20 protein-coding genes, 20 tRNA genes and 2 rRNA genes are annotated in these 20,559 nt (G+C 42.3%); 34 read left to right on the forward strand and 8 right to left on the reverse strand.

Translation table 11 applies throughout. The annotated features are described in order from the left end of the window. From E2R51_RS00005 to E2R51_RS00110, 22 genes are all read left to right on the forward strand, one after another. A 23S ribosomal RNA gene (locus E2R51_RS00005) occupies positions 1 to 164 on the forward strand; the annotation flags it as partial. A 78-nt stretch (positions 165 to 242) separates the two neighbouring features. Further along, a 5S ribosomal RNA gene (gene rrf / locus E2R51_RS00010) occupies positions 243 to 358 on the forward strand. Positions 359 to 376: 18 nt separating this feature from the next. Beyond that, positions 377 to 452 (forward strand) — tRNA-Val (locus E2R51_RS00015). A 4-nt stretch (positions 453 to 456) separates the two neighbouring features. Next, positions 457 to 532: transfer RNA gene (locus tag E2R51_RS00020), tRNA-Thr, on the forward strand. A 9-nt stretch (positions 533 to 541) separates the two neighbouring features. After that, a tRNA-Lys gene (locus E2R51_RS00025) sits at positions 542 to 617 on the forward strand. A 12-nt stretch (positions 618 to 629) separates the two neighbouring features. Next, a tRNA-Leu gene (locus E2R51_RS00030) sits at positions 630 to 714 on the forward strand. An 8-nt stretch (positions 715 to 722) separates the two neighbouring features. Next, positions 723 to 794 (forward strand) — tRNA-Gly (locus E2R51_RS00035). 15 nt (positions 795 to 809) lie between these two features. Beyond that, a tRNA-Arg gene (locus E2R51_RS00040) sits at positions 810 to 886 on the forward strand. A 9-nt stretch (positions 887 to 895) separates the two neighbouring features. Beyond that, positions 896 to 972 (forward strand) — tRNA-Pro (locus E2R51_RS00045). Positions 973 to 990: 18 nt separating this feature from the next. After that, a tRNA-Ala gene (locus E2R51_RS00050) sits at positions 991 to 1,066 on the forward strand. Positions 1,067 to 1,091: 25 nt separating this feature from the next. Further along, a tRNA-Met gene (locus E2R51_RS00055) sits at positions 1,092 to 1,168 on the forward strand. A gap of 5 nt (positions 1,169 to 1,173) precedes the next feature. Continuing rightward, positions 1,174 to 1,250, forward strand: a tRNA-Ile gene (locus E2R51_RS00060). A 16-nt stretch (positions 1,251 to 1,266) separates the two neighbouring features. Continuing rightward, positions 1,267 to 1,359 (forward strand) — tRNA-Ser (locus E2R51_RS00065). A 75-nt stretch (positions 1,360 to 1,434) separates the two neighbouring features. Then, positions 1,435 to 1,508 (forward strand) — tRNA-Met (locus E2R51_RS00070). Positions 1,509 to 1,515: 7 nt separating this feature from the next. Next, a tRNA-Asp gene (locus tag E2R51_RS00075) sits at positions 1,516 to 1,591 on the forward strand. A 31-nt stretch (positions 1,592 to 1,622) separates the two neighbouring features. Beyond that, positions 1,623 to 1,698: transfer RNA gene (locus tag E2R51_RS00080), tRNA-Phe, on the forward strand. A gap of 17 nt (positions 1,699 to 1,715) precedes the next feature. Continuing rightward, a tRNA-His gene (locus tag E2R51_RS00085) sits at positions 1,716 to 1,791 on the forward strand. A gap of 25 nt (positions 1,792 to 1,816) precedes the next feature. Beyond that, positions 1,817 to 1,890: transfer RNA gene (locus E2R51_RS00090), tRNA-Gly, on the forward strand. A gap of 2 nt (positions 1,891 to 1,892) precedes the next feature. Further along, positions 1,893 to 1,969, forward strand: a tRNA-Ile gene (locus E2R51_RS00095). A 1-nt stretch (position 1,970) separates the two neighbouring features. After that, positions 1,971 to 2,045: transfer RNA gene (locus E2R51_RS00100), tRNA-Asn, on the forward strand. Between the two features lie 9 nt (positions 2,046 to 2,054). Beyond that, a tRNA-Ser gene (locus tag E2R51_RS00105) sits at positions 2,055 to 2,142 on the forward strand. 7 nt (positions 2,143 to 2,149) lie between these two features. Next, positions 2,150 to 2,221 (forward strand) — tRNA-Glu (locus tag E2R51_RS00110). Between the two features lie 102 nt (positions 2,222 to 2,323). On the opposite strand, the gene E2R51_RS00115 is transcribed toward E2R51_RS00110, so the two are convergent. Beyond that, positions 2,324 to 2,956 carry a TraR/DksA C4-type zinc finger protein gene (locus tag E2R51_RS00115; protein ID WP_133374847.1) on the reverse strand — a complete coding sequence of 211 codons (633 nt, stop codon included), beginning with the start codon at positions 2,954 to 2,956 and terminating at the stop codon, positions 2,324 to 2,326. A gap of 124 nt (positions 2,957 to 3,080) precedes the next feature. Continuing rightward, positions 3,081 to 3,992, reverse strand: coding sequence for a 1,4-dihydroxy-2-naphthoate polyprenyltransferase (locus E2R51_RS00120; RefSeq protein ID WP_133374849.1), 912 nt, complete (start codon positions 3,990 to 3,992; stop codon positions 3,081 to 3,083). A gap of 305 nt (positions 3,993 to 4,297) precedes the next feature. Between E2R51_RS00120 and E2R51_RS00125 the strand changes: the two genes are divergently transcribed. The 4 genes from E2R51_RS00125 to menB are packed head-to-tail and all read left to right on the forward strand — an operon-like array spanning position 4,298 to position 9,093. Next, the gene (locus E2R51_RS00125) at positions 4,298 to 5,701 is read left to right on the forward strand and encodes an isochorismate synthase (RefSeq protein ID WP_165967096.1); all 1,404 of its coding nucleotides are present in this window, start codon (positions 4,298 to 4,300) and stop codon (positions 5,699 to 5,701) included. After that, a complete protein-coding gene (gene menD / locus E2R51_RS00130) occupies positions 5,698 to 7,431 on the forward strand; it encodes a 2-succinyl-5-enolpyruvyl-6-hydroxy-3-cyclohexene-1-carboxylic-acid synthase (protein ID WP_133374853.1) in 1,734 nt (577 codons plus the stop codon). Before E2R51_RS00125 ends, menD begins: the two co-directional genes overlap by 4 nt. Further along, a complete protein-coding gene (gene menH, locus E2R51_RS00135) occupies positions 7,428 to 8,237 on the forward strand; it encodes a 2-succinyl-6-hydroxy-2,4-cyclohexadiene-1-carboxylate synthase (protein ID WP_306462106.1) in 810 nt (269 codons plus the stop codon). Before menD ends, menH begins: the two co-directional genes overlap by 4 nt. A 37-nt stretch (positions 8,238 to 8,274) precedes the next feature. Beyond that, complete coding sequence (menB, locus tag E2R51_RS00140; RefSeq protein ID WP_133374856.1) at positions 8,275 to 9,093, forward strand: 1,4-dihydroxy-2-naphthoyl-CoA synthase; 819 nt, start codon at positions 8,275 to 8,277, stop codon at positions 9,091 to 9,093. Between the two features lie 47 nt (positions 9,094 to 9,140). Here the strand turns inward: menB and E2R51_RS00145 are convergent, their stop codons facing one another. Next, positions 9,141 to 9,947, reverse strand: coding sequence for a hypothetical protein (locus E2R51_RS00145; protein ID WP_133374859.1), 807 nt, complete (start codon positions 9,945 to 9,947; stop codon positions 9,141 to 9,143). Between the two features lie 452 nt (positions 9,948 to 10,399). On the opposite strand from E2R51_RS00145, the gene E2R51_RS00150 reads away from it, so the two are divergent. The 5 genes from E2R51_RS00150 to menC all read left to right on the forward strand — a co-directional run bounded on the left by E2R51_RS00150 (position 10,400) and on the right by menC (position 15,919). Next, a complete protein-coding gene (locus E2R51_RS00150; RefSeq protein ID WP_133374861.1) occupies positions 10,400 to 11,197 on the forward strand; it encodes a CsxC family protein in 798 nt (265 codons plus the stop codon). 325 nt (positions 11,198 to 11,522) lie between these two features. Further along, positions 11,523 to 12,461 (forward strand): CsxC family protein, encoded by a 939-nt coding sequence (locus E2R51_RS00155; protein WP_133374864.1) that lies wholly within the window; start codon positions 11,523 to 11,525, stop codon positions 12,459 to 12,461. 426 nt (positions 12,462 to 12,887) lie between these two features. Beyond that, positions 12,888 to 13,202, forward strand: coding sequence for a hypothetical protein (locus tag E2R51_RS00160; RefSeq protein ID WP_133374866.1), 315 nt, complete (start codon positions 12,888 to 12,890; stop codon positions 13,200 to 13,202). A gap of 157 nt (positions 13,203 to 13,359) precedes the next feature. Then, entirely contained in the window at positions 13,360 to 14,832 is a 1,473-nt protein-coding gene (locus E2R51_RS00165; protein WP_133374868.1) for an o-succinylbenzoate--CoA ligase, read from the forward strand. Next, positions 14,819 to 15,919 carry an o-succinylbenzoate synthase gene (menC, locus tag E2R51_RS00170; RefSeq protein WP_133374870.1) on the forward strand — a complete coding sequence of 367 codons (1,101 nt, stop codon included), beginning with the start codon at positions 14,819 to 14,821 and terminating at the stop codon, positions 15,917 to 15,919. Before E2R51_RS00165 ends, menC begins: the two co-directional genes overlap by 14 nt. A 32-nt stretch (positions 15,920 to 15,951) precedes the next feature. On the opposite strand, the gene E2R51_RS00175 is transcribed toward menC, so the two are convergent. The 3 genes from E2R51_RS00175 to ytzI all read right to left on the reverse strand — a co-directional run bounded on the left by E2R51_RS00175 (position 15,952) and on the right by ytzI (position 17,591). Beyond that, positions 15,952 to 17,067 carry a metal ABC transporter solute-binding protein, Zn/Mn family gene (locus E2R51_RS00175; RefSeq protein WP_133374872.1) on the reverse strand — a complete coding sequence of 372 codons (1,116 nt, stop codon included), beginning with the start codon at positions 17,065 to 17,067 and terminating at the stop codon, positions 15,952 to 15,954. 103 nt (positions 17,068 to 17,170) lie between these two features. Further along, complete coding sequence (gene yidD / locus E2R51_RS00180; protein ID WP_205703295.1) at positions 17,171 to 17,410, reverse strand: membrane protein insertion efficiency factor YidD; 240 nt, start codon at positions 17,408 to 17,410, stop codon at positions 17,171 to 17,173. Positions 17,411 to 17,423: 13 nt separating this feature from the next. After that, positions 17,424 to 17,591 carry a YtzI protein gene (gene ytzI / locus E2R51_RS00185; protein ID WP_240732929.1) on the reverse strand — a complete coding sequence of 56 codons (168 nt, stop codon included), beginning with the start codon at positions 17,589 to 17,591 and terminating at the stop codon, positions 17,424 to 17,426. A gap of 150 nt (positions 17,592 to 17,741) precedes the next feature. Here ytzI and E2R51_RS00190 point away from each other — a divergent pair, with 150 nt between their 5' ends. Then, entirely contained in the window at positions 17,742 to 18,185 is a 444-nt protein-coding gene (locus E2R51_RS00190) for a Dps family protein (protein ID WP_133374878.1), read from the forward strand. An 87-nt stretch (positions 18,186 to 18,272) separates the two neighbouring features. Here the strand turns inward: E2R51_RS00190 and E2R51_RS00195 are convergent, their stop codons facing one another. Next, positions 18,273 to 18,521, reverse strand: a complete 249-nt coding sequence (locus E2R51_RS00195) for a DUF6154 family protein (protein WP_133374880.1) — start codon at positions 18,519 to 18,521, stop codon at positions 18,273 to 18,275. 157 nt (positions 18,522 to 18,678) lie between these two features. Between E2R51_RS00195 and E2R51_RS00200 the strand changes: the two genes are divergently transcribed. Next, entirely contained in the window at positions 18,679 to 19,065 is a 387-nt protein-coding gene (locus E2R51_RS00200) for a hydrolase (protein WP_205703296.1), read from the forward strand. 36 nt (positions 19,066 to 19,101) lie between these two features. On the opposite strand, the gene E2R51_RS00205 is transcribed toward E2R51_RS00200, so the two are convergent. After that, a complete protein-coding gene (locus tag E2R51_RS00205) occupies positions 19,102 to 19,965 on the reverse strand; it encodes a DUF6612 family protein (protein ID WP_133374882.1) in 864 nt (287 codons plus the stop codon). A 115-nt stretch (positions 19,966 to 20,080) separates the two neighbouring features. Here E2R51_RS00205 and ytkD point away from each other — a divergent pair, with 115 nt between their 5' ends. Continuing rightward, entirely contained in the window at positions 20,081 to 20,557 is a 477-nt protein-coding gene (gene ytkD / locus E2R51_RS00210) for an RNA deprotection pyrophosphohydrolase (RefSeq protein ID WP_133376279.1), read from the forward strand. Positions 20,558 to 20,559 lie beyond the last annotated feature (2 nt).

Below are 20,559 nucleotides of genomic sequence, written 5' to 3' on the forward strand. Positions count from 1 at the left end.
CGGGATAAGTGCTGAAAGCATCTAAGCATGAAGCCCCCCTCAAGATGAGATTTCCCACACGCAAGTGGTAAGATCCCTGAAAGATGATCAGGTAGATAGGTTCGAGGTGGAAGCATAGCGATATGTGCAGCTGACGAATACTAATCGATCGAGGACTTAACCAAATTTGGTGATTACTCGAAAACGCAACGTTTGTTTGATGGCTTATCCAGTTTTGAAGGCGCGAGCCTTTTCTAATAGCGTCTAGTGATGATAGCGAAGAGGTCACACCCGTTCCCATGCCGAACACGGAAGTTAAGCTCTTCAGCGCCGATGGTAGTTGGGGGTCTCCCCCTGTGAGAGTAGGACGTCGCTAGGCGGTATTACATACTATAGTGGAGAATTAGCTCAGCTGGGAGAGCATCTGCCTTACAAGCAGAGGGTCGGCGGTTCGAGCCCGTCATTCTCCACCATCTTGCCGGTGTAGCTCAATTGGTAGAGCAACTGACTTGTAATCAGTAGGTTGGGGGTTCAAGTCCTCTTGCCGGCACCAGTTTTCATCGAGCCATTAGCTCAGTTGGTAGAGCATCTGACTTTTAATCAGAGGGTCGTAGGTTCGAATCCTACATGGCTCACCAATAAATGTATATGCGGGTGTGGCGGAATTGGCAGACGCGCTAGACTTAGGATCTAGTGCCGCAAGGCGTGGGGGTTCAAGTCCCTCCACCCGCACCATATACTATGCGGGAGTAGTTCAGTGGTAGAACACCACCTTGCCAAGGTGGGGGTCGCGAGTTCGAATCTCGTCTTCCGCTTAAATAATTAAATATGCGCCCGTAGCTCAATTGGATAGAGCGTCTGACTACGGATCAGGAGGTTAGGGATTCGACTTCTCTCGGGCGCGCCATACATATTTCGGGGAGTAGCTCAGCTTGGTAGAGCACTTGGTTTGGGACCAAGGGGTCGCAGGTTCGAATCCTGTCTTCCCGACCATATTATTAATTTATTTATGGGGCCTTAGCTCAGCTGGGAGAGCGCCTGCCTTGCACGCAGGAGGTCAGCGGTTCGATCCCGCTAGGCTCCACCATAGAAGAATTTAATGATTATATTTTGGCGGCGTAGCTCAGCTGGCTAGAGCGTACGGTTCATACCCGTGAGGTCGGGGGTTCGATCCCCTCTGCCGCCACCATTCAAGGACCTTTAGCTCAGCTGGTTAGAGCAGACGGCTCATAACCGTCCGGTCGCAGGTTCGAGTCCTGCAAGGTCCACCATTTCCACTATAATACTGGAGGAATACCCAAGTCTGGCTGAAGGGATCGGTCTTGAAAACCGACAGGGGAGTCAAATCCCGCGGGGGTTCGAATCCCTCTTCCTCCTCCATTTTTTATTAAATTAAATTTTAATGGCTTGTAGTAAGTGACGAAGAAATTCGAATCTTATGACAAAACAAAACGTCGCGGGGTGGAGCAGTTCGGTAGCTCGTTGGGCTCATAACCCAAAGGTCGCAGGTTCAAATCCTGCCCCCGCAATTACCAAGGTCCCGTGGTGTAGCGGTTAACATGCCTGCCTGTCACGCAGGAGATCGCCGGTTCGATCCCGGTCGGGACCGCCATTATTTTGAACAAAATAACAATCTGAAATAAGGCTTTGTAGCTCAGTTGGTAGAGCAATGGACTGAAAATCCATGTGTCGGCGGTTCGATTCCGTCCAAAGCCACCATTTTTATTAATATTGTGGCGGTTGTGGCGAAGTGGTTAACGCACCTGATTGTGGTTCAGGCATTCGTGGGTTCGATTCCCATCAGTCGCCCCATTTTTTCTAAAACAGAATATCCTTTGCGGGTGTAGTTTAGTGGTAAAACCTCAGCCTTCCAAGCTGATGTCGTGAGTTCGATTCTCATCACCCGCTCCAAGGGGCCTATAGCTCAGCTGGTTAGAGCGCACGCCTGATAAGCGTGAGGTCGGTGGTTCGAGTCCACTTAGGCCCACCATTCCACAGTAGCTCAGTGGTAGAGCTATCGGCTGTTAACCGATCGGTCGTAGGTTCGAGTCCTACCTGTGGAGCCATTTTTTTATGGGGAAGTACTCAAGTGGCTGAAGAGGCGCCCCTGCTAAGGGTGTAGGTCGCGTAAGCGGCGCGAGGGTTCAAATCCCTCCTTCTCCGCTCTTTAGGCCCGTTGGTCAAGCGGTTAAGACACCGCCCTTTCACGGCGGTAACACGGGTTCGAATCCCGTACGGGTCATAAATAAAAAACGTTCCTTCAAAATAGAAGGAACGTTTTTTAATGTGAAAAAGTGGAATGATCCTAAAAAGGCGAAGACACCATTTGATGTCTTCGCTTTTTTTATTTTTCTCGATAGATTTTTCTTTCTTTTCCATCCATATCATTGCCTACTTCTTCATCCTCTAAAACCTGGTCTCCATCTTCGTCACTTTCGTACATGTCATCGTAACTTTCTTCGCCACCAGCCATGTCCGATGGCGTTTCAGATGTGCCAAAACGTCCAACTTCACTGAAGCTGTCCTGGTAATCCCTTACCTCTTCGTCTTCAGATCTGTACGGTTGAGTACTGGATGGAGAAAGAATGGATTCTTCACTTGGACGATTGCTGCTTGGGAGTCCATCATCTATCGGGCCGCTGCTGGCATGCTCTACAACTGTCAGGGCGGTTGGTATTGCCTCTAACCGTTCAACAGGGATCTCTTTACCACTTACTTCACATACACCATAGGTGCCCTCTTCAATAGCGCGTAATGCGGCTTCAACTTTTTCCAGCTGCTGCTCAGAATGGTCTTCAAGCGCGAGATCTTTTTCTCTTTCAAATAGATCCGTTGCATTATCAGCAGGATGGTTATCGTATTGTGAAAGTTCAGTTGAATATTCTTCATCTTCATCTTTCTTGTTATGATTGATGATCTCTTCCTTTTGAGTTAATAATCGCTTTTTAAATTTATCTAGTTGGTCATTGGATAACATTTCAGCCACTCCTTTTTTCGGGTTGATATGTGTAGTTTATCCTCCCAGCAGGAAATGAAACCTTTTCATCCTTTCGCAATAAAAAAAGGACCCGTTCTACTGGAAGAAGGGGGTCACTTAGTTATTAAGAAAAATAACCAATTAAAAAACCAATTGATAGCAAAAATCCAAAAATGGTATTGGTCTGAGCTGTTGCTTTCATCGCTGGCATCATTTGCATCGGCATGGTTTTACCGATAAAGCCTGTTGTTGCTTTAATGGCCTTGGGAATGCTCAGGAAGCTGATGAGGAGCCATGGAGATACTATTCCTGCAATGACTAATCCGACAACGAATCCATAGGCAACAACAAACATCAATGCGAGAAAATAAATCGCTTTTTGCCGTCCTAATAAGATCGCGATTGTTTTACGTCCGTTTTCTTTATCGCCGTCAAGATCCCTGATGTTATTAGCCAGCAGGATGGAGCCGACGAGAATGGAAACAGGTATGGAGACCAGCATGACCACATGGTTAATATCTCCGGTCTGAATGAAATACGAAATTAAAATAATGACAAAACCCATGAAAAATCCCGCGGTAATCTCTCCGAACGGAGTATAGGCAATCGGTACCGGTCCTCCTGTGTAAAAATAAGCTGCTGCCATGCAAATCAAGCCGATTACACCGATCCACCAGGAGCTGTTTGCGCAAATATAGATCCCAAGCAGAAGGGCAATGCCGAATAATACAAAGGCAAGCCGTATGACGGTTTTCGGCTTAACACCGTTTCTAACAATAGCACCGCCTATACCCACTGAATTTTCGTTGTCCAATCCCCGGGTAAAGTCGTAATACTCGTTAATCATATTTGTTGCTGCCTGGATAAGTATACTTGCGATTAACATGGCTAAAAATAAAGGCCAATGCAATGAAGTATATTCGAGTGCAAGCACTGTGCCTAATAATACTGGTACAAAAGCAGCAGTCAGTGTATGGGGGCGGGTTAGCTGCCACCAGATTTGAAAGCCATGATCACGTTCAGGCTGTAAATTCATAGTTGTTCTCTCCTTAAAAATACTATATGTTAACGATTTGTGACGATAGAGTCCAGTATAAAGTGTAGAAAAACCGAGTGATGATGTCAATGAAATTTTGCGTATTTCGACAAGAATTCCTTCCTTTTATTATACTGCGTTTTATCGCTGGATCAAAAGAAGATGGTTTGAGAGGTACAAGGCCGTATTTCTTCCTTTATAATGAAGCAATAACAGTGGTGTTTCGTTGACATCGCTACAAAAACAGGTGTATCTTTAAAGAAGTGAATAATTGCTCGTAACAGTGATTTTTGGGGGGAAACATGGTGAGGATTTTACAGCAATCACATGGGTTTGCAGGATTTGAACGTGCCTTTGAACAAGCCCAGCAGTCTAAACGGGATGTGCTATTTAGCATGGTGACACCAATTGACTCGGTGGACCCCCTTCAATTTTATGAATCGGGGTTTAAGCTATACCAGGGAGAACGCTCCTTTTGGCAGGATCGAAATAAAGATCTTGTGCTGGTTGGCGTCGGGAATGCCAAAACATTTACTTCAAATGAACGTGACCATAGATTCATGGATATAAAAAACCAATGGACAACCTTTTTGGCTGATGCCATTCAGGTGGGGGATAAGATATTAGGAACTGGGCCGCTTGTGATGGGTGGATTCTCATTTGATCCCAGACAGGAAGCCGAGCTGGAGTGGACGAATTTTTCGCATGGGCATTTTCAGCTGCCATCTTTTATGCTGACAAATGATCGACAGCAAGGAAGTTTTTTAACCGTTAATATTGTCTGCACTGCTTCAGATAATCCTAAAAAAATTTGGGATCGTATGCAGCTTGAGAAAAATAATCTGTTTGAAACATTCAATCAGCAAATTGAGGATGTCAACGTCATCAGAACAACGGAAATTCAGCCGGATCAATGGAAAAAGACGCTAACTTCCGTTGTGAAACGGTTAAACAAAGGCGAGATGGAGAAAGTGGTTCTCGCCCGCAAAATTAAAGTGGATTTTGATGGCAAAAAAAGATCCGACACTGTTCTTGAACGGCTGCGTGACGACCAGACAAATAGCTTTATTTTTTCACTGGAAGTGTTGGACAGCTGTTTTATAGGTGCAACACCGGAACGGCTTGTAAATCAGTCAAATCGATCCATCCTGTCTACCTGCCTGGCTGGTTCGATCGAACGCGGAGAGACGATTGAAGAAGATGAACGATTAAGCCGATTGCTGTTAAATGATGAGAAAAATCTACATGAACATGATTTGGTTGTTAAAATGATATCTCAAAACCTTCGTGCGCTTTGTTCTGAAATCGAAGTTCCAAACGGGCCTGCACTAATGAAAATTCGTGATATTCAGCATTTGTTTACACCAGTAAAAGGGACAGCAAATAATGGAATGACGATATTGGATTTTGTGGATCGCCTGCACCCGACACCTGCACTTGGCGGAACGCCAACTCATTTGGCAATGGATGTTATCCAGGAAGAAGAAAGAATGAACCGTGGTTTTTATGCAGCGCCTGTAGGCTGGATGGATGCAGAGGGTAATGGGGAGTTTGCTGTTGCTATCAGATCAGGATTGCTTCATGATCAGCACGCTTTCTTATATGCCGGCTGCGGTGTAGTGAAAGATTCAAATGCTGATAGTGAGTATCAGGAGACACTAATTAAGTTTCGTCCGATGCTTCGCGCAGTGGGAGGAACAATGCAATGAGTCATCAACAATCATTAACCACATATGTATCTGTGTTTATTCAGCAGCTAATTGATGGAGGGGTAACCAAAGCCGTGATAAGTCCCGGGTCCAGGTCTACTCCTCTCGCTTATTTGCTGCAGGATCATCCGCTGATCGATTGTCACGTAAACGTTGACGAGCGATCGGCTGCTTTTTATGCACTTGGAATGGCCAAAGTAGACAGAACGCCTGTCGTACTTGTATGTACTTCCGGGACAGCCGCTGCAAATTATTATCCTGCAGTTGTAGAGGCCCGTTATGCGCGTGTTCCTTTAATCGTTTTAACAGCAGACCGGCCGCATGAATTACGGGAAGTAGGGGCACCCCAGGCCATCGATCAGATTCATTTATTCGGCGGACATGTTAAATGGTTCGCGGACATGGCACTTCCTGAAGGCAGCCAGCCAGTTCTGCAGCACGTCATGAGAACTGCAGCGAGGGCAGTGGCCAAAACAATGGATGCACCAATGGGACCGGTCCATTTAAACTTTCCATTTAGGGAGCCGCTATCTCCTATACTGGGTCAATGGAAAAAGCATCGTCATTTTGCAGCCATCAGTCATTACTCAAGTGAAAAAACACTTGGTCATGATGTTTTCGAGTTTCTTTCAAAACGGGTGAATGAATCTTCAAAAGGTCTCATTGTTGTAGGACCGATGAATTCTGAACGAGCCAATCAGGATATTATCCAATTTGCCAATGCTACAGGGTTTCCGGTACTAGTTGACCCGTTAAGCCATTTACGCAGTCAGCTCAGCTGCGAAGAGGTTCTCATTGAAAGCTATGATGCTTTTCTAAAAAGCACTGCAGTTAAGGAAAAATTAACGCCGGATTTAATTATCCGTTTTGGCGGCATGCCCGTTTCAAAACCATTGCTTCAATTCTTATCACCTCTCACTGAAACGGGGCACTGGCTTATTGATGAGGGCACAGAATGGCGGGACCCAATGTCCTCTGTATCAGATTATATTGACTGCAATGAACAGTTATTTGTAAAAGGGCTGATGCCCTATTTAAATGACCAGAAGGATGAACAGTGGCTTGATCTGTGGAAGAAATTTAATGCTGCGACCGTAGAGCAAATAAACACTCATATCGAAACCGAGCAGGACGAAGGGGCAGCAGTGGGCCTTATATTAAAAACACTTCCGCCAAACAGTCATGTTGTCGTTGGCAACAGTATGCCGATAAGAGATGTAGATACGTTTTGGACCCGCACTTCGGCTCCATCATTAACCGTTTGGGGAAACAGAGGTGCGAATGGCATTGATGGAGTTGTATCGACTGCACTTGGCATCGCGTCTGCAACAAGAGAGCCTGTTTATTTAATAATTGGTGATTTATCAATGTTCCATGACCTGAATGGCCTGCTTGTATCAAAACAGCATCCAGCGAATCTTCATATTATTATTTTAAATAATAATGGAGGCGGAATTTTTTCGTTTCTTCCTCAATCAGCGGAACCCGAGCATTTTGAAACATTATTCGGCACACCGCCATCACTGGACTTTACTTATGCAGCACAATTTTATTCTCTTTTCTACCAGCAGGTGGAATCGGTGGATTTGATTGAAGAGGGTATTAAATCGCTGACTCAGCATAATGGAGTCACGCTGACTGAAATTACCACCAACCGGGATGAAAATGTAATTGTGCACCGCCAGCTATGGGACAAAGTAGCAAAAGCGGCAGAGGACCTGAGTAAATGAACATTCATATAAGAGGTGCTGACTACCATGTTGCAGTAAGAGGAAAAGGCAGACCTGTATTGTTTCTGCACGGGTTTACAGGTGACCATTCGACCTGGGATGAAACACTCGCTTACCTGCCAGAAAGTATGATGTGTATAAGGATTGATTTACCGGGACATGGTAAAACAGTTATGCCCGATGATTCAGCCCGTTTTACAGTGGAAGAAACATGTAAAGATCTGTGTGGAGTTCTCGATGCGCTGTCAATTGAACAAGCTGATCTAGTCGGCTATTCAATGGGCGGGAGAGTAGCTCTATCGATGGCCTGCCTGCATCCAGACAAGGTAACGAGGCTTATCCTTGAAAGTGCGTCTCCTGGGTTAAGGGAGGCCCTTGCGAGAGAAACAAGGCGAGCAGCAGATGAGCAATTAGCTCAGTTTATTGAAAACAAAGGGGTGGAAGCGTTTGTGGAAAAGTGGGAGGAGATTCCGCTTTTTCAATCGCAAAAAAACCTGCCTGATGAAATACAGCAGCAAATAAGAGCTCAACGCATAAAAAATCGGCCACAAGGATTGGCACAAAGCCTGCGCGGCATGGGAACAGGCAAACAGCCTTCCTGGTGGGAGCGGCTGCCGAAGCTTAAGACTGAAACAATCTTGTTCACTGGTGAAAAAGATAAGAAGTTTTGCGCTATCGCTCAGGAAATGGATGAGCAGCTGCCGAATTCAAAAAAAGTGGTGATTCAAGGCAGCGGCCATGCAATTCATGTGGAACAACCACAAAAGTTTGGTACAATGTTAATGGAGTTTTTATTAAAAGGCTAGGCAGTCTAGCTAAATACATAAAAAGGAGGTTTCTTTCATGACTCGTGAATGGGTGCAAGAACGAAACTATGAAGATATTTTATATGAAACGTATAATGGAATTGCTAAAATTTCAATCAACCGTCCTGAAGTGCGAAACGCATTTCGTCCTAAAACGGTAATGGAACTAATTAATGCGTTTGCTTATGCCCGCGATGATGCTGCTATTGGTGTCATTGTTCTAGCAGGTGTAGGCGACAAAGCGTTCTGTTCAGGCGGAGACCAGAGTGTTCGCGGACATGGCGGTTATGTAGGGGAGGATGAAATCCCTCGTTTAAATGTGCTGGATCTTCAGCGTCTGATCCGTGTGATTCCTAAGCCTGTTATTGCAATGGTATCCGGTTATGCAATCGGCGGAGGCCATGTGCTGCATGTTGTATGTGATTTAACCATTGCAGCTGATAATGCTGTGTTTGGTCAAACCGGACCAAATGTTGGATCATTTGATGCAGGGTATGGATCAGGTTACTTAGCTCGTATTATCGGCCATAAAAAAGCAAGAGAAATTTGGTTCCTGTGCCGCCAATATGATGCCAAGGAAGCACTTGATATGGGATTGGTCAACACCGTTGTCCCATTGGAAGAGCTTGAAGATGAAACGGTTAAATGGTGTGAAGAAATGCTTGAGAAGAGCCCTACCGCTCTAAGGTTCATTAAAGCAGCAATGAATGCTGACACGGATGGTCTTGCAGGTCTTCAACAGTTTGCCGGTGACGCTACTCTCCTTTACTACACAACAGAGGAAGCAAAGGAAGGCCGTGACGCGTTTAAAGAAAAACGCAAACCGGATTTTGGTCAATTCCCTCGTTTTCCATAAATAGCAAAGAAGCCTGTGAGAAAACTCGCAGGCTTTTTTTTGCTGAATTATTCCAGATTGAAGAAAAGGGGGGCAACCCAGGGTCTTGGGTTTTGCACAGGATTACTTTCAACATCTGATTCTGTCGGACCAGTATCAGATGCTTCCTGATAAGCGTTTTTGGGTGTGCTCGTTTCTCTGATGAGCTGCCTGAGTGTTGCAGGCGCAGCTTTTTCTTTATACTTTCGGTTTATTTTCTTTTTTTTAATAATAATTTTCGGATTTTTTTTATATTCTATTTTTACTTTATCCTCAGAAAGATGTTCGAATCCTATCTCTTTTTGCTCCTGGTGATCCTCGGCTGTTAGTTCCTGATATTCGTTTGCAACCGAATGGCCAACTGCAGCATCATAATCAGTAACTTTGGGATGTGATCTTCTTTTGTATTTTCGTCTGAATGTCTTTTGTTTCACTTTGCCAGAATCCTCGTTTCTATCTGATTCCTCAGCCTCCACTATTTGATCATTTTCCTCAATAACTAATTCCCTAATTACACTGACGGGCAAGACGGTATGATCACCGCATTCAATTTGACCGGCAAACACATCGCATGTGTCATTTATTTTGCTAATCAGCATTTGACTTACGCTTTCCTTGCTAATGGCTAATTTCAATGAGTTATTTAAATCTTTTTTTAAAGCAATTAAAAATTCCTGCGGCATATATGGGGTTAATTTATTTATGACAGACAGCTCTTCAGCAATGGATTCAGATAAATAATGGTTCAATTGCCGGGCCTGAAGCAGCAATTGATAAAGGTCATGGCACTTGCATACATGCATTTCCTGTGAACAGGATACCGGATCTAAAGACATATTCATCCCCCGTTTAAAAAGAATTCTAAACATAGCCTATGCAAAGCAGTACGAAAAAGATTAAAAAAATGGCTTTGTAGAACGAACCTTTTGATTTCACTGAAGAAGTGGAACTATCAAATACCGGGTTTAACAAAGCATTTAAACAAGATTCATATAAAAAGGGCTCATAAGATGAACAAAATGCCTTCTCCTCTCAGAATGCTTTTTCATTATATATAGAGAGCGATTGAAAGAGTATGGTCTGTTATTGTAAAAAAATATTTTAATAGTTTTCAGAAGTTAATCAAATAAAGAGTTTCTGTGATTAAGGAACCTCTTCCCCTTACTTCACCATAGAATGATCACAAAGCAGCATTGACCACTCTATGTAGTTGATTAGCGCACTGAATGAGAAAACTGTCCAGTCCATGCTTTTTCAAAGCTCAAAAATTATTAGGAGGAATAAATTAATGTCTGTAAACCCATTCAGAAGAACAACCTCTGCAAACAAATGTGATGCAGAAAATGTTATGCCGCATCCGATTTCAAAGTATGCGGATCCAATTATTAAAGTCCCGGTTTTACTTCAGGAGGTTTCCCTTCAGATTCCGATGCATGCTGAAATTGAATTTCCGGAGGGTGAAGAAGTTCTGGAAATTAAAACAATCAAAAAACGTACGTACCTGACTCAATGCCGTCTTCTTAACAGAGCGGTTCATAAAGGAGTACGTCCTTGTGACTACAAGGCTAAGTTATTTATCAGCGGATTCGTTCGGAAAAACATTCAATATGCTGCAAATCCATCTGTTGACGATGCAGGAGAAATTCTATCCACACTTCGATCTCTTACTGTTGAAGTGCCATTCGATTGTGTAGCTGAAGTCGATGGTTTCTTAAATTTGCCGGTAGGACCTTATACAGATTTTCGTGATGAGTTTGGTTATCTAATTTCTCAGCAGCTTCCAAACGGCAGAGACTTTGCCCGTAAAGACCGTTTGGAAGGAACGGATCTTTCTCAATTCCACCAAACAAGCACAGAGTACTTCAATGAACTTCCATTTTGCGAGCTGGTCCGTGCGGATATTATCGAGTTTGATGAGTCCCTGAACCGGAACCCTTTTGCAGAAGATAATGAATTTGTTGTAGGTGAAGGCACATTTACAAGAATGTCTGAAAAAATGGTTTTAGATCTTAGACTAAAATTACTTCAACTTCAGCAAGTACGCGTTAACTCCATTGGTGCACATTACGACGACCACAAAGAATAGTCTTTACTAATTTAGGAGAAGGGCATGATGCTCTTCTTTTTTTTTTGCTTACTTATAGAAAAGCTTTGTTAAATTGTTGATTTCCGATACAGGCGCTAGCTTTACCGTAGGGCTAAGGCTGAGCTTTTTCCCTGGCCCTGCGATGCTGTTCAGAGATCTCACCTCTTCTGCTAAAACCTAACAGGAGTCTCACACCAGCAGCTCCAATCAAAGCTGTGTAATTTAACAACACCTAGGTTTAACAAGGCCTCAGAAAAGAAAATCTAGCCAGTTAACCTTTTCCTGCATATCATAAAATGTACGATTTAAAAAGGGAGGTCACTTCATGTCAGTTGAGCCATTTCCAAGAACCGCATCAACACATAAATGCAAAGCAGAAATTCTTCAGCCATCTGTCCCCGAATCGAAGGGTATCATTGTTAAAATACCGGTGCTGCTGCAGGAGATTAAAGTTGAAATACCCGTACATGCAAAAATATCATTTCCAAAAGGGGAAGAAGTGCTTGAAATAAAAGAAATAAAAAAACGTCTTTATTTAACCCAGTGCCGCCTGATTCACAGGGAGGGTGCGTCAGAAGGTCAATTGTTTATAGGTGGTTTTGTGCGTAAAAATATTCAGTATGCATCCAATCCAAAAGAAAGGTGCAAAGATCTATTATCTTCCATGAAATCACTGACAGTAGAAGTCCCTTTTGATTGTGTGGCGCAAATAGATGACTTTATCGTGCCTCCAGTTGGTCCATCAAGCAATGAGAAGGATGAATTTAGTTATTATTCCTCCCAGCCGCTTGGTCATGGGTTTCCTGAAAAAGACCGGCTTATGGGCAACGATCTCTCACAGTTTCATCAAATCAGTACAGAATATTTTAATGAATTACCATATTGTGAGCTCGTTAAGGCGGAAATCCTTGAAATAGATGAGCTGATAACAAAGAAAATTAAGAAAGAAGATTGTCCATGTGAAGAAAAACAAGAATTTATGATGGAAATCGTGCTGGGTGAAAGCCTGGAATGTGAGGATATAGATGAGGGGGATGGTGGTAAATCAGAAAAAGGTTTGGAACTGCAGGATTTAAGTGAAAAATCATTTAATGAGTTATCACAAATTCTTTCGGAAGAAATTAATGATTATGAGAAAAAACGCGATGAAGCAAAAAAATACCATAAAAAACCACAGCACCTGATTGTCAGTGATCTATCAGAAAAAATGGTTGTGGATATCACACTAAAAATATTGCAGGCTCAGCAGGTTCGTTTAGGCTGAGCATTCATTTACCGTATTTTTTTGAAAAATGGATAGATGATGCAGTTCATCTATCCACACTATAATCAAGTTATTTAATATCCTAATATAAGGTGTTGGTTTATCATCACTATCTATGTACATTTTCTTATTAGTAGGGTAATAGAGTGTGAAAATAAGAGGGAAGATAGCATAGTTGGATTAACTGTACATCGTAAACACTCTCAAAAGAAAAGAGGTGAATACAGATGAGCAGAAAACACAAGGAAATTAGGATAGTATGCAAATGTTACAAGGAAAAACAAACGCATGGCTGCGAGGACAAATGGGTTTGCGAATGCTGCCCATCAAATGACCACAAAGGCAAGTGCAAAAAAACGGATGAGCACCACAATAAGGAAAAGGAATGCAATGAAAAAGAAACGAAGTTAAAAAAAGAGCATTCCAGTGATTATGACGAGTGGGAAGAGATTGTTAGTCATCACAGCGTTGAGAAAAAAGAGCACAGCAGCCGATGCGGAAACTGTGAAAAGAAAAAAGAGCACAGCAGTCGATGCAATGAATGTGAAAAAAAAGAATTGCCAACCTGCCAATGCAGTGACTGTAAAAAGAAAGATAATCACCCAGAGAAGCATGAAGAATGGAAAAAGAAAACCCCTTCCCGTAAACGTTCCTGCAAAAAGATGGAGGAATATAGAGGTAAAAAAAATGGTTATAAGAATAGCCATAAGAAAAAATATGATTAATCTTCAGCAGAGCTGAAAAATATGTAAGAAGGGGACACCCTACACTTCTTCTTACTCCTAATAGGCATAGTGGAGATCGGAAATCCTTTTTGTGAGAGAGAACAGAGGGATGTTATAATGATTATTGACAGTAGTAATTTACATAATGAACCGAAACATAAGGAGTAATTAGGATGAATCCAACAGGACACTGGTTAACTAAAAGAGCATCACTCACGCCTAACCGCCTTGCTTTACGATTTGAAGAGGAATCCTGGACGTTTGGCGAATTGCTTGATGAAACAAATAGTATGGCAAAAAAACTGCAATCCCTCCAATTAGTTAATAAACCGGTAGCATTATTAATTCAAAATACAGCACGGGCTGTCATACTTATCCATGCATTGCAAAAGCTCGGACTTACTGTGGTGATGTTAAATCCACGTTTAAAAATACCCGAATGGCATTTTCAGCTGGCAGACAGTGAAGCTCAGTTATTGATTGCTGATGATCGGTTTGAACTACATACAGATTTAAAGGATGTAATAAAAGTTCTGACTATAGACGCCCTGGAGCAGCTTCCTTTATCAACTAAAGCTGTACAGGAATATGAACGGGATACCTGTTCCATCATGTATACTTCCGGCACGACCGGGCAGCCAAAAGGGGTAAAGCAGACATACGAAAATCATTTTACTTCCGCAGTCGGCTCAGCTCTTAACATAGGGCTGAACCCTGATGACAGCTGGATCTGTGCAGTTCCAATTTTTCATATAAGCGGTTATTCGATTTTAATGAGAAGTGTTATTTATGGAAATAACGTAACCCTCTATGAAAAATTTGATGAAAAAAGCGTTCATCAGGATCTGGTGCAGGGGAATGCAACAATGATTTCGGTCGTAGCGACGATGCTTACCAGGCTGCTTGCTGTAAGAGGAAATGAAACGTATCATGAACGATTTCGCTGCATGCTGCTTGGGGGCGGACCTGCTGCCGGGCATGTCGTGCAGGAATGCTTTCAAGCGGGCATCCCGGTTTTTCAAACCTATGGCATGACAGAAACGTCCTCGCAATTTGCGACCTTGATACCAGAAGACAGCAGAAGAAAAATAGGTTCATCGGGCAAGCCCCTGTTCCTGAATGAAATCAAAATTATAGACAGCGATCATAAGAAATCCGGTCCAAACGAAATTGGGGAAATCGCAGTTAAAGGGCCGAATGTGACAACCGGCTATATTAACCGGCCTTCGGCAAACCGTGAAGCCTTTCAGGATGATTGGTTTTACACCGGGGATATCGGCTATCTGGATGAAGAAGGATTTCTATTTGTATTGGACCGTCGTTCTGATTTAATTATTTCTGGCGGTGAGAATATTTACCCTGCAGAAATTGAAGCTGTGTTATCGTCCCATCCATCCATCGAGGAAGCAGCAGTTGTTGGAAAAAAAGATTCAATATGGGGGGAAGTACCGGCAGCTTTTGTTGTTCAATCTACAAGCGGACAAATAAAAAAATCAGCTTTAACGGAATATTGCCTGGATCGGCTGGCGGGTTATAAAGTACCTAAAACAATTTATTTTATGGACAAGCTTCCGCGCAATGCTTCGAATAAATTATTGCGCAGGGAATTAAAGAAAAAGTTGGAGGCTGAACATGAAGATCACTAACATGCAGCTGAATTTAGTCGAAATGGACTTAAAAACGCCTTTTGTAACAAGCCTTGGAAGTGTAACAACCAGACAGGGAATCATTGTTGCAGTTCATGATGAGTCCGGTCAGAAGGGCTATGGCGAGGCAGTTGCTTTTTCAGCCCCCTGGTATACAGAAGAAACCGTTGACACTTGTCTTTATATGATCAAAGAGCACCTTGCACCTCTTATTCTGAATCAGACTTTCACACATCCGCATGAAGTTTTTAGTGTGATGGCTTCGGTTCGGAAAAACCCCATGGCAAAAGCCTCTATTGATATGGCTGTTTGGGATTTGTACGCAAAGCTTCTTCAAAAACCTTTATATGAAGTCATCGGAGGCACGCGCAAAGAAGTGCTGGCAGGAATAGCAGCAGGAGCTGCAACCATAGAGGGTCTGATTGATCAAATTAAAATAGCAGCGGAAGATGGCTACAGGCGCATAAAAGTGAAAATAGCTCCTGGAAAAGACGCCGATCGTATTTTGGCAATACGTGAATCATTTCCAGACATTGCCATTCTGGCGGATGCCAATTCCTCCTATTCAGGAGACCCAAAGGCGCTTTTAGAGCTTGACGGGCTGGGCTTGCAGATGATTGAACAGCCGCTTGGACAGGATGATTTAGTTGATCATGCAGCGCTGCAGCAAAACCTTTCAACCCCAATCTGTCTGGATGAAAGCATTCATTCTCTGGATGCTGCCAAAAGTGCCATTGCATTAAAAAGCTGTCAGATTATAAATATAAAAATTGGCCGTGTGGGAGGACTGACTGAAGCGATCCGCATTCATGATCTATGTCAACAGCATGGAATTGGGGTCTGGTGCGGAGGAATGCTCGAATTTGGTGTGTCGCGAGCTCATAATATTGCATTAGCTACTTTAGAAGGCTTCTCGATACCCGGAGATATTTCATCTTCCGCACGCTATTGGCATCAGGACATTACCACACCAGATGTAAAAGTGAAAAATGGAAAGGTCATGCCTTTTCAAGGAGAAGGGATCGGGGTTTCTATAAATGAAAAAAGACTGAAAGAAGTTACGATTCATTTGGAAGTTATAAAATAAAAAGCCGATCTGGATGAGATCGGCTTTTTGTATTACTCAGCTTGCACCGCATTGCGCAGTGTTTCAACATTTTTATTCATTAATGAAAAATAGTCTTCATCATTATCGATGTCTTCCTGTGTTAAAACAGAGAGATTGTGCAGGCGCAAAGCTTCTGCTCCAAGCTCTTTTTGAATGACCTCTGTCAGGTTTGATGAGACATTTTGCTCAAACAGGATATGCTGAATATTATTTTCCTTCGCACGTTCAATAAGCTTAGTCAGCTCACGCTGTGAGGGCTCATCAGATGTTGAGATGCCTGCTATAGCATTTTGTTCAAGGCCATAACGTGTTTCCCAGTAACCGTATGCAGCATGTGAAACAAATAGCTGGTTTACTTTTGCATCTTCAGCCACATGCTGAAATTCCTGATCCAGTTCATCCAGTTGTTTTACAAGTTCATCATAATTTTTCGTGAAATATTCTTCCTGTTCAGGCATTTGTTCAATGAGTGAATCTTTAACAGATTCAGCAAGGGATTTTGAAAGCACTGGATCCAGCCATACGTGGGGATCGATGTCGCCATGATCATGCCCTTCATGCCCTTCATGTTCAGCGTGTTCTTCTTCATCGTGCGCATGCTCTTCATCAGCAGCGTGTTCTTCTTCGTCATGCGCATGCTCTTCATCAGCAGCGTGTTCTTCTTCGTCATGTGCATGCTCTTCATCAGCAGCATGTTCTTCTTCGTCGTGCGCAAGCTCGTCCTCATGCCCTTCGTGTGAATCCTTCGAACTGCCTTCCAGCTGTTCATCAGTGATATGGTCTGCAGCAGGCACCATAACAAGGTCCTGGCTTTGAAGTACATCAGTCGCTTTTGTGACAAAGCCTTCCAGTCCTAAACCGATATAGAAAAATAAATCTGCTTCTGCTAATTCGATCATATCTTTTTGGGAGGGTTCGTACGTATGTTCATCTGCACCAGGGGGATAAATCGTTTTTACATCGACGTATTCACCACCGATTTTCTCAGCAAAGTCCTGAAGGGGGTACACAGTTGTGTATATTTCCAAGGTTTCTTTCTCATTATCGGACGATGCACCGTCCGTATTACACGCAGACAGAATCCATGTAAAGGATGCGAGCAACATGAACCAAACCGTTTTTTTCATTCATTCCACCTCATTATATTTAGTTAAATAGTAATAGTTACGATTTAAAAACTGACATTGCATAATATACTACGAAAAGAAGTTCATTGCAAGAAAAAAACCATCAAGAAATTTTTTTCTTTGATGGTTTTTTGTCTGGAACTAAATCCACCCCGCCCGGATGGAATGGATGACATTTTATAATTCTGAGAATTGTCATCCATCCTCCCCGTAAAGCGCCATGCTTTTCAATCGCTTCCATTCCGTATTGTGAACATGTTGGATAAAAACGGCAGCTGGGGGGAGTATAAGGGGAAATTCGTTTTCGATAAAATCCAATGATTAAAAGCAGGATTTTTTTCATAAAAGCACCTCTTTTATTTAACAGGCCGCTCATGAGAAGAATTTTGTTCTTCACTATTTTTTGTAGGAAGCGGGTCTACTGTATGCTCGTATTTATAGCCGCGGTTCGTTGCGATAATAAATAATAAAGTAATAAAGATAATGACAAGGATGGAAAGAATCATTAGCCATGTCAATGACATTATTTTCAGCTCCTTCTTTTTTTAATAATAACACGGCAGTGCGCTTTTTTTGCTCATCATGCTTATCGGTTAAACAGCCCTCTGTATAAGTTTAACTTAAAGCAAAAGTGGTAAATATGATTTATAGGATACCCAGAAGGAGGAAAAACAATGTCACAAGATAATTTGGTGCAAAATGTAAACAAACAAATTGCCAGCTGGACAGTTCTTTATACAAAATTACATAATTACCATTGGTATGTAAAGGGACATCAATTTTTCACGCTGCATGAAAAATTTGAGGAATTATACAATGAAGCTGGAGTTCACATCGATGAGTTAGCCGAACGTCTTCTTGCTCTTGAAGGAGAACCAGTGGCAACGCTCAGAGAATCACTGGATCTCTCACTGGTACAGGAAGCAACAGGACGTGAATCAGCGGATGAGATGGTACAATCGCTTCACAATGATTTTCAGACGCTAATGGAAGATTTAAAAGTTGGAATGAATATTGCCGGTGAAGTAAACGATGAGATGACCGGAGATATGCTTCTTTCAGTACACCAAAGCCTTGAGAAACACTCATGGATGCTTCGTTCATTCTTAGGAAAATAACTTCTCAAAAGCCTGCATTCGCAGGCTCTTTTTCTTGATTATCAATACTAAAAGGACAAGCTAAATTTAGCTTGTCCTTTTTGAATCCTAATGATAAAGGGATGACTCATCTTTTTGAACCTGATTCTCCTGCTGATCCATTTTCCCTTTGAGCGTTTCGACTATGTAGAGTCGGATAAAGTAGGATAGTTCATCCTGTGTCATATCTCTGACCATTGATAAAAGCTCTTCACGATCAAGCTCCTCCAAAATCGTAAATGCTATAATATCAAAATCTTCTTGTGTTCCCCGAATTTTCCCGCGGTACATTTCATAAATTTCGTCGATTAATTTCACGTCATTCATCCCCGTTCCCATGGTATGTCATGTTGGCCGAATTCAAAGGGGCAGTTGATCTATATTTAACTATACCCAAACTCTTATGAATTAACCACCTTAATATGCTTTGAAGAGTATAGGATTGGACATACTTTATGTAAGAGGAGGGATTAATGTGGAAGAGGCTAAAAACACGTATTATGTTTCAGTTTCAAGAGGAGAGATTTTGAGAAGCGGGACGGATTCGCCGTATGAATTTGTTGTCAATGCTACCGATGATGAAATCACAAGACTCCGTTATTTATTTGATGGAAATGAGGACATTGGGCGGGAAAGTTTCATTCGGGCCCAAACGCCCTATGTGCAATACCATGATGATGAACCCAATAAAGAACAGGATAGTATGCTTATGAACATTTACGCATATATCCACGAAATCGGGGATGAAGAGGCAGTGAAACATATTGAAAGCATGGGGATCCTCCCTGCGACCAAAGAGCATCCATACCTGCGGGTTAAAGGTGATCATGATCGCAATGCAGAAGATCAAAAATCGAATTAAATACAGCCTCTGCCCTTAAAGGGTGAGGCTGTTTCTTTATGGGGATTCTACAGCATTTTCGATGACTTCATCCGGAACTTCAATGCTGTCGATTGTATTATATTCTTTGTACGTGCTTTCAGTATTTTGTTCAAGCTGTAATGACTCACCCTCAACATCCATTGTCATAATGAGACTTGTTTCAAGCTGTGAAGGAAGAAATGTTTCTTTATCGATAACGATTTCGTAAATTACATCTTCAAACGAAGTGTCCTGAAAAACTTCTTCCATTTCGGATCCCAAGCCCATTTCAGGCATCATGTTCTCCGTTTGCTCAATCAAAAACTCACGAAACTTTTCACCAGATGCGTTCAAGGTTAAAATATAAGAAGATTCATCCTGTTCGAAAGTGAAATCGTCGGTAAATTGTTCAAGTGATTTTAACTGCTCATTTGGATTTCCCTGCGTCTTGGACATTTCAATGATCTGGTCGGACATGTCAGCAGGCAATTTCATCCATTGATCTTCCATAAAATCATACATAAAAAATCCTTCTTCTGTTAAATAGGATTCAACAGTTATTGGTTCTTCTCCTTCTGTTAATCCTTCAGCAGAAGTGACAGCTTTTTGATGCAGACCAAGCGGCTCTACAACCATTTCCATCTCGACGTCAGAGGAAGTTTTGATTGACGTGTCTTCACCCGGAATGACTGTATTCTGATCCACAGACATGTCGACGTTCACGCTTGTGATCTCTTCTCCCGCTTCAACCGATTTGGCAAATACCTCTTCCAGTGTTAAATCAGAGTCAGAAGCCTTGTTGCTGGTATCGCTGTTTACTGGTTCAGCTGTTGATGAACAGGCTGAAACGAATAAGGCGAGTGAAGCAGCTGCTACACCCAGTGTTAATTTACGGTTCATCTAATCGCTCCTTTTATCGTAGTTGGTTTCTCATTAATTACATACGGTTAGAGATAGAAAAAGTTTCATTTGTTGCTTATAAATTCCAGCTATTATTAAATAGGAGGAACTCATGATATATCAATTTAACGATTTTTTTAATAAAAGAGTTCAACTTTCATTTGAAAATCATCCGTTTTCACAAGAACCCAAACATGTCTGGATCATGACCCGCTTCGAGCGTCAATGGGTATTAACGAAGCATCGAAAAAGAGGGTTGGAATTTCCCGGAGGAAAAGTGGAAGCGGGAGAAACACCAGAACAAGCAGCAAGAAGAGAAGTGAAAGAAGAGCTTGGTGCTGAAATAAAAAAACTGCATTACATAGGGCAGTACAAGGTAGAGGGCGATCCTGCTATTATAAAAAATATCTATTTTTCGAACATTACCCGCCTTGAACCGCAGGAGCATTATTTTGAAACGGATGGTCCCCATATGGTTAAAGACAATTTATTAGAGAAGCGCACAGGAAATGAATTCAGCTTTATCATGAAGGACGATGTACTGGTTCATGCGCTGTCAGTGTGGGAAAAGAAATGCTGGAAGGATGAGTGAAA

This window comes from Jeotgalibacillus sp. S-D1 (genome assembly GCF_004358665.1).
Taxonomy (GTDB): domain Bacteria; phylum Bacillota; class Bacilli; order Bacillales; family Jeotgalibacillaceae; genus Jeotgalibacillus.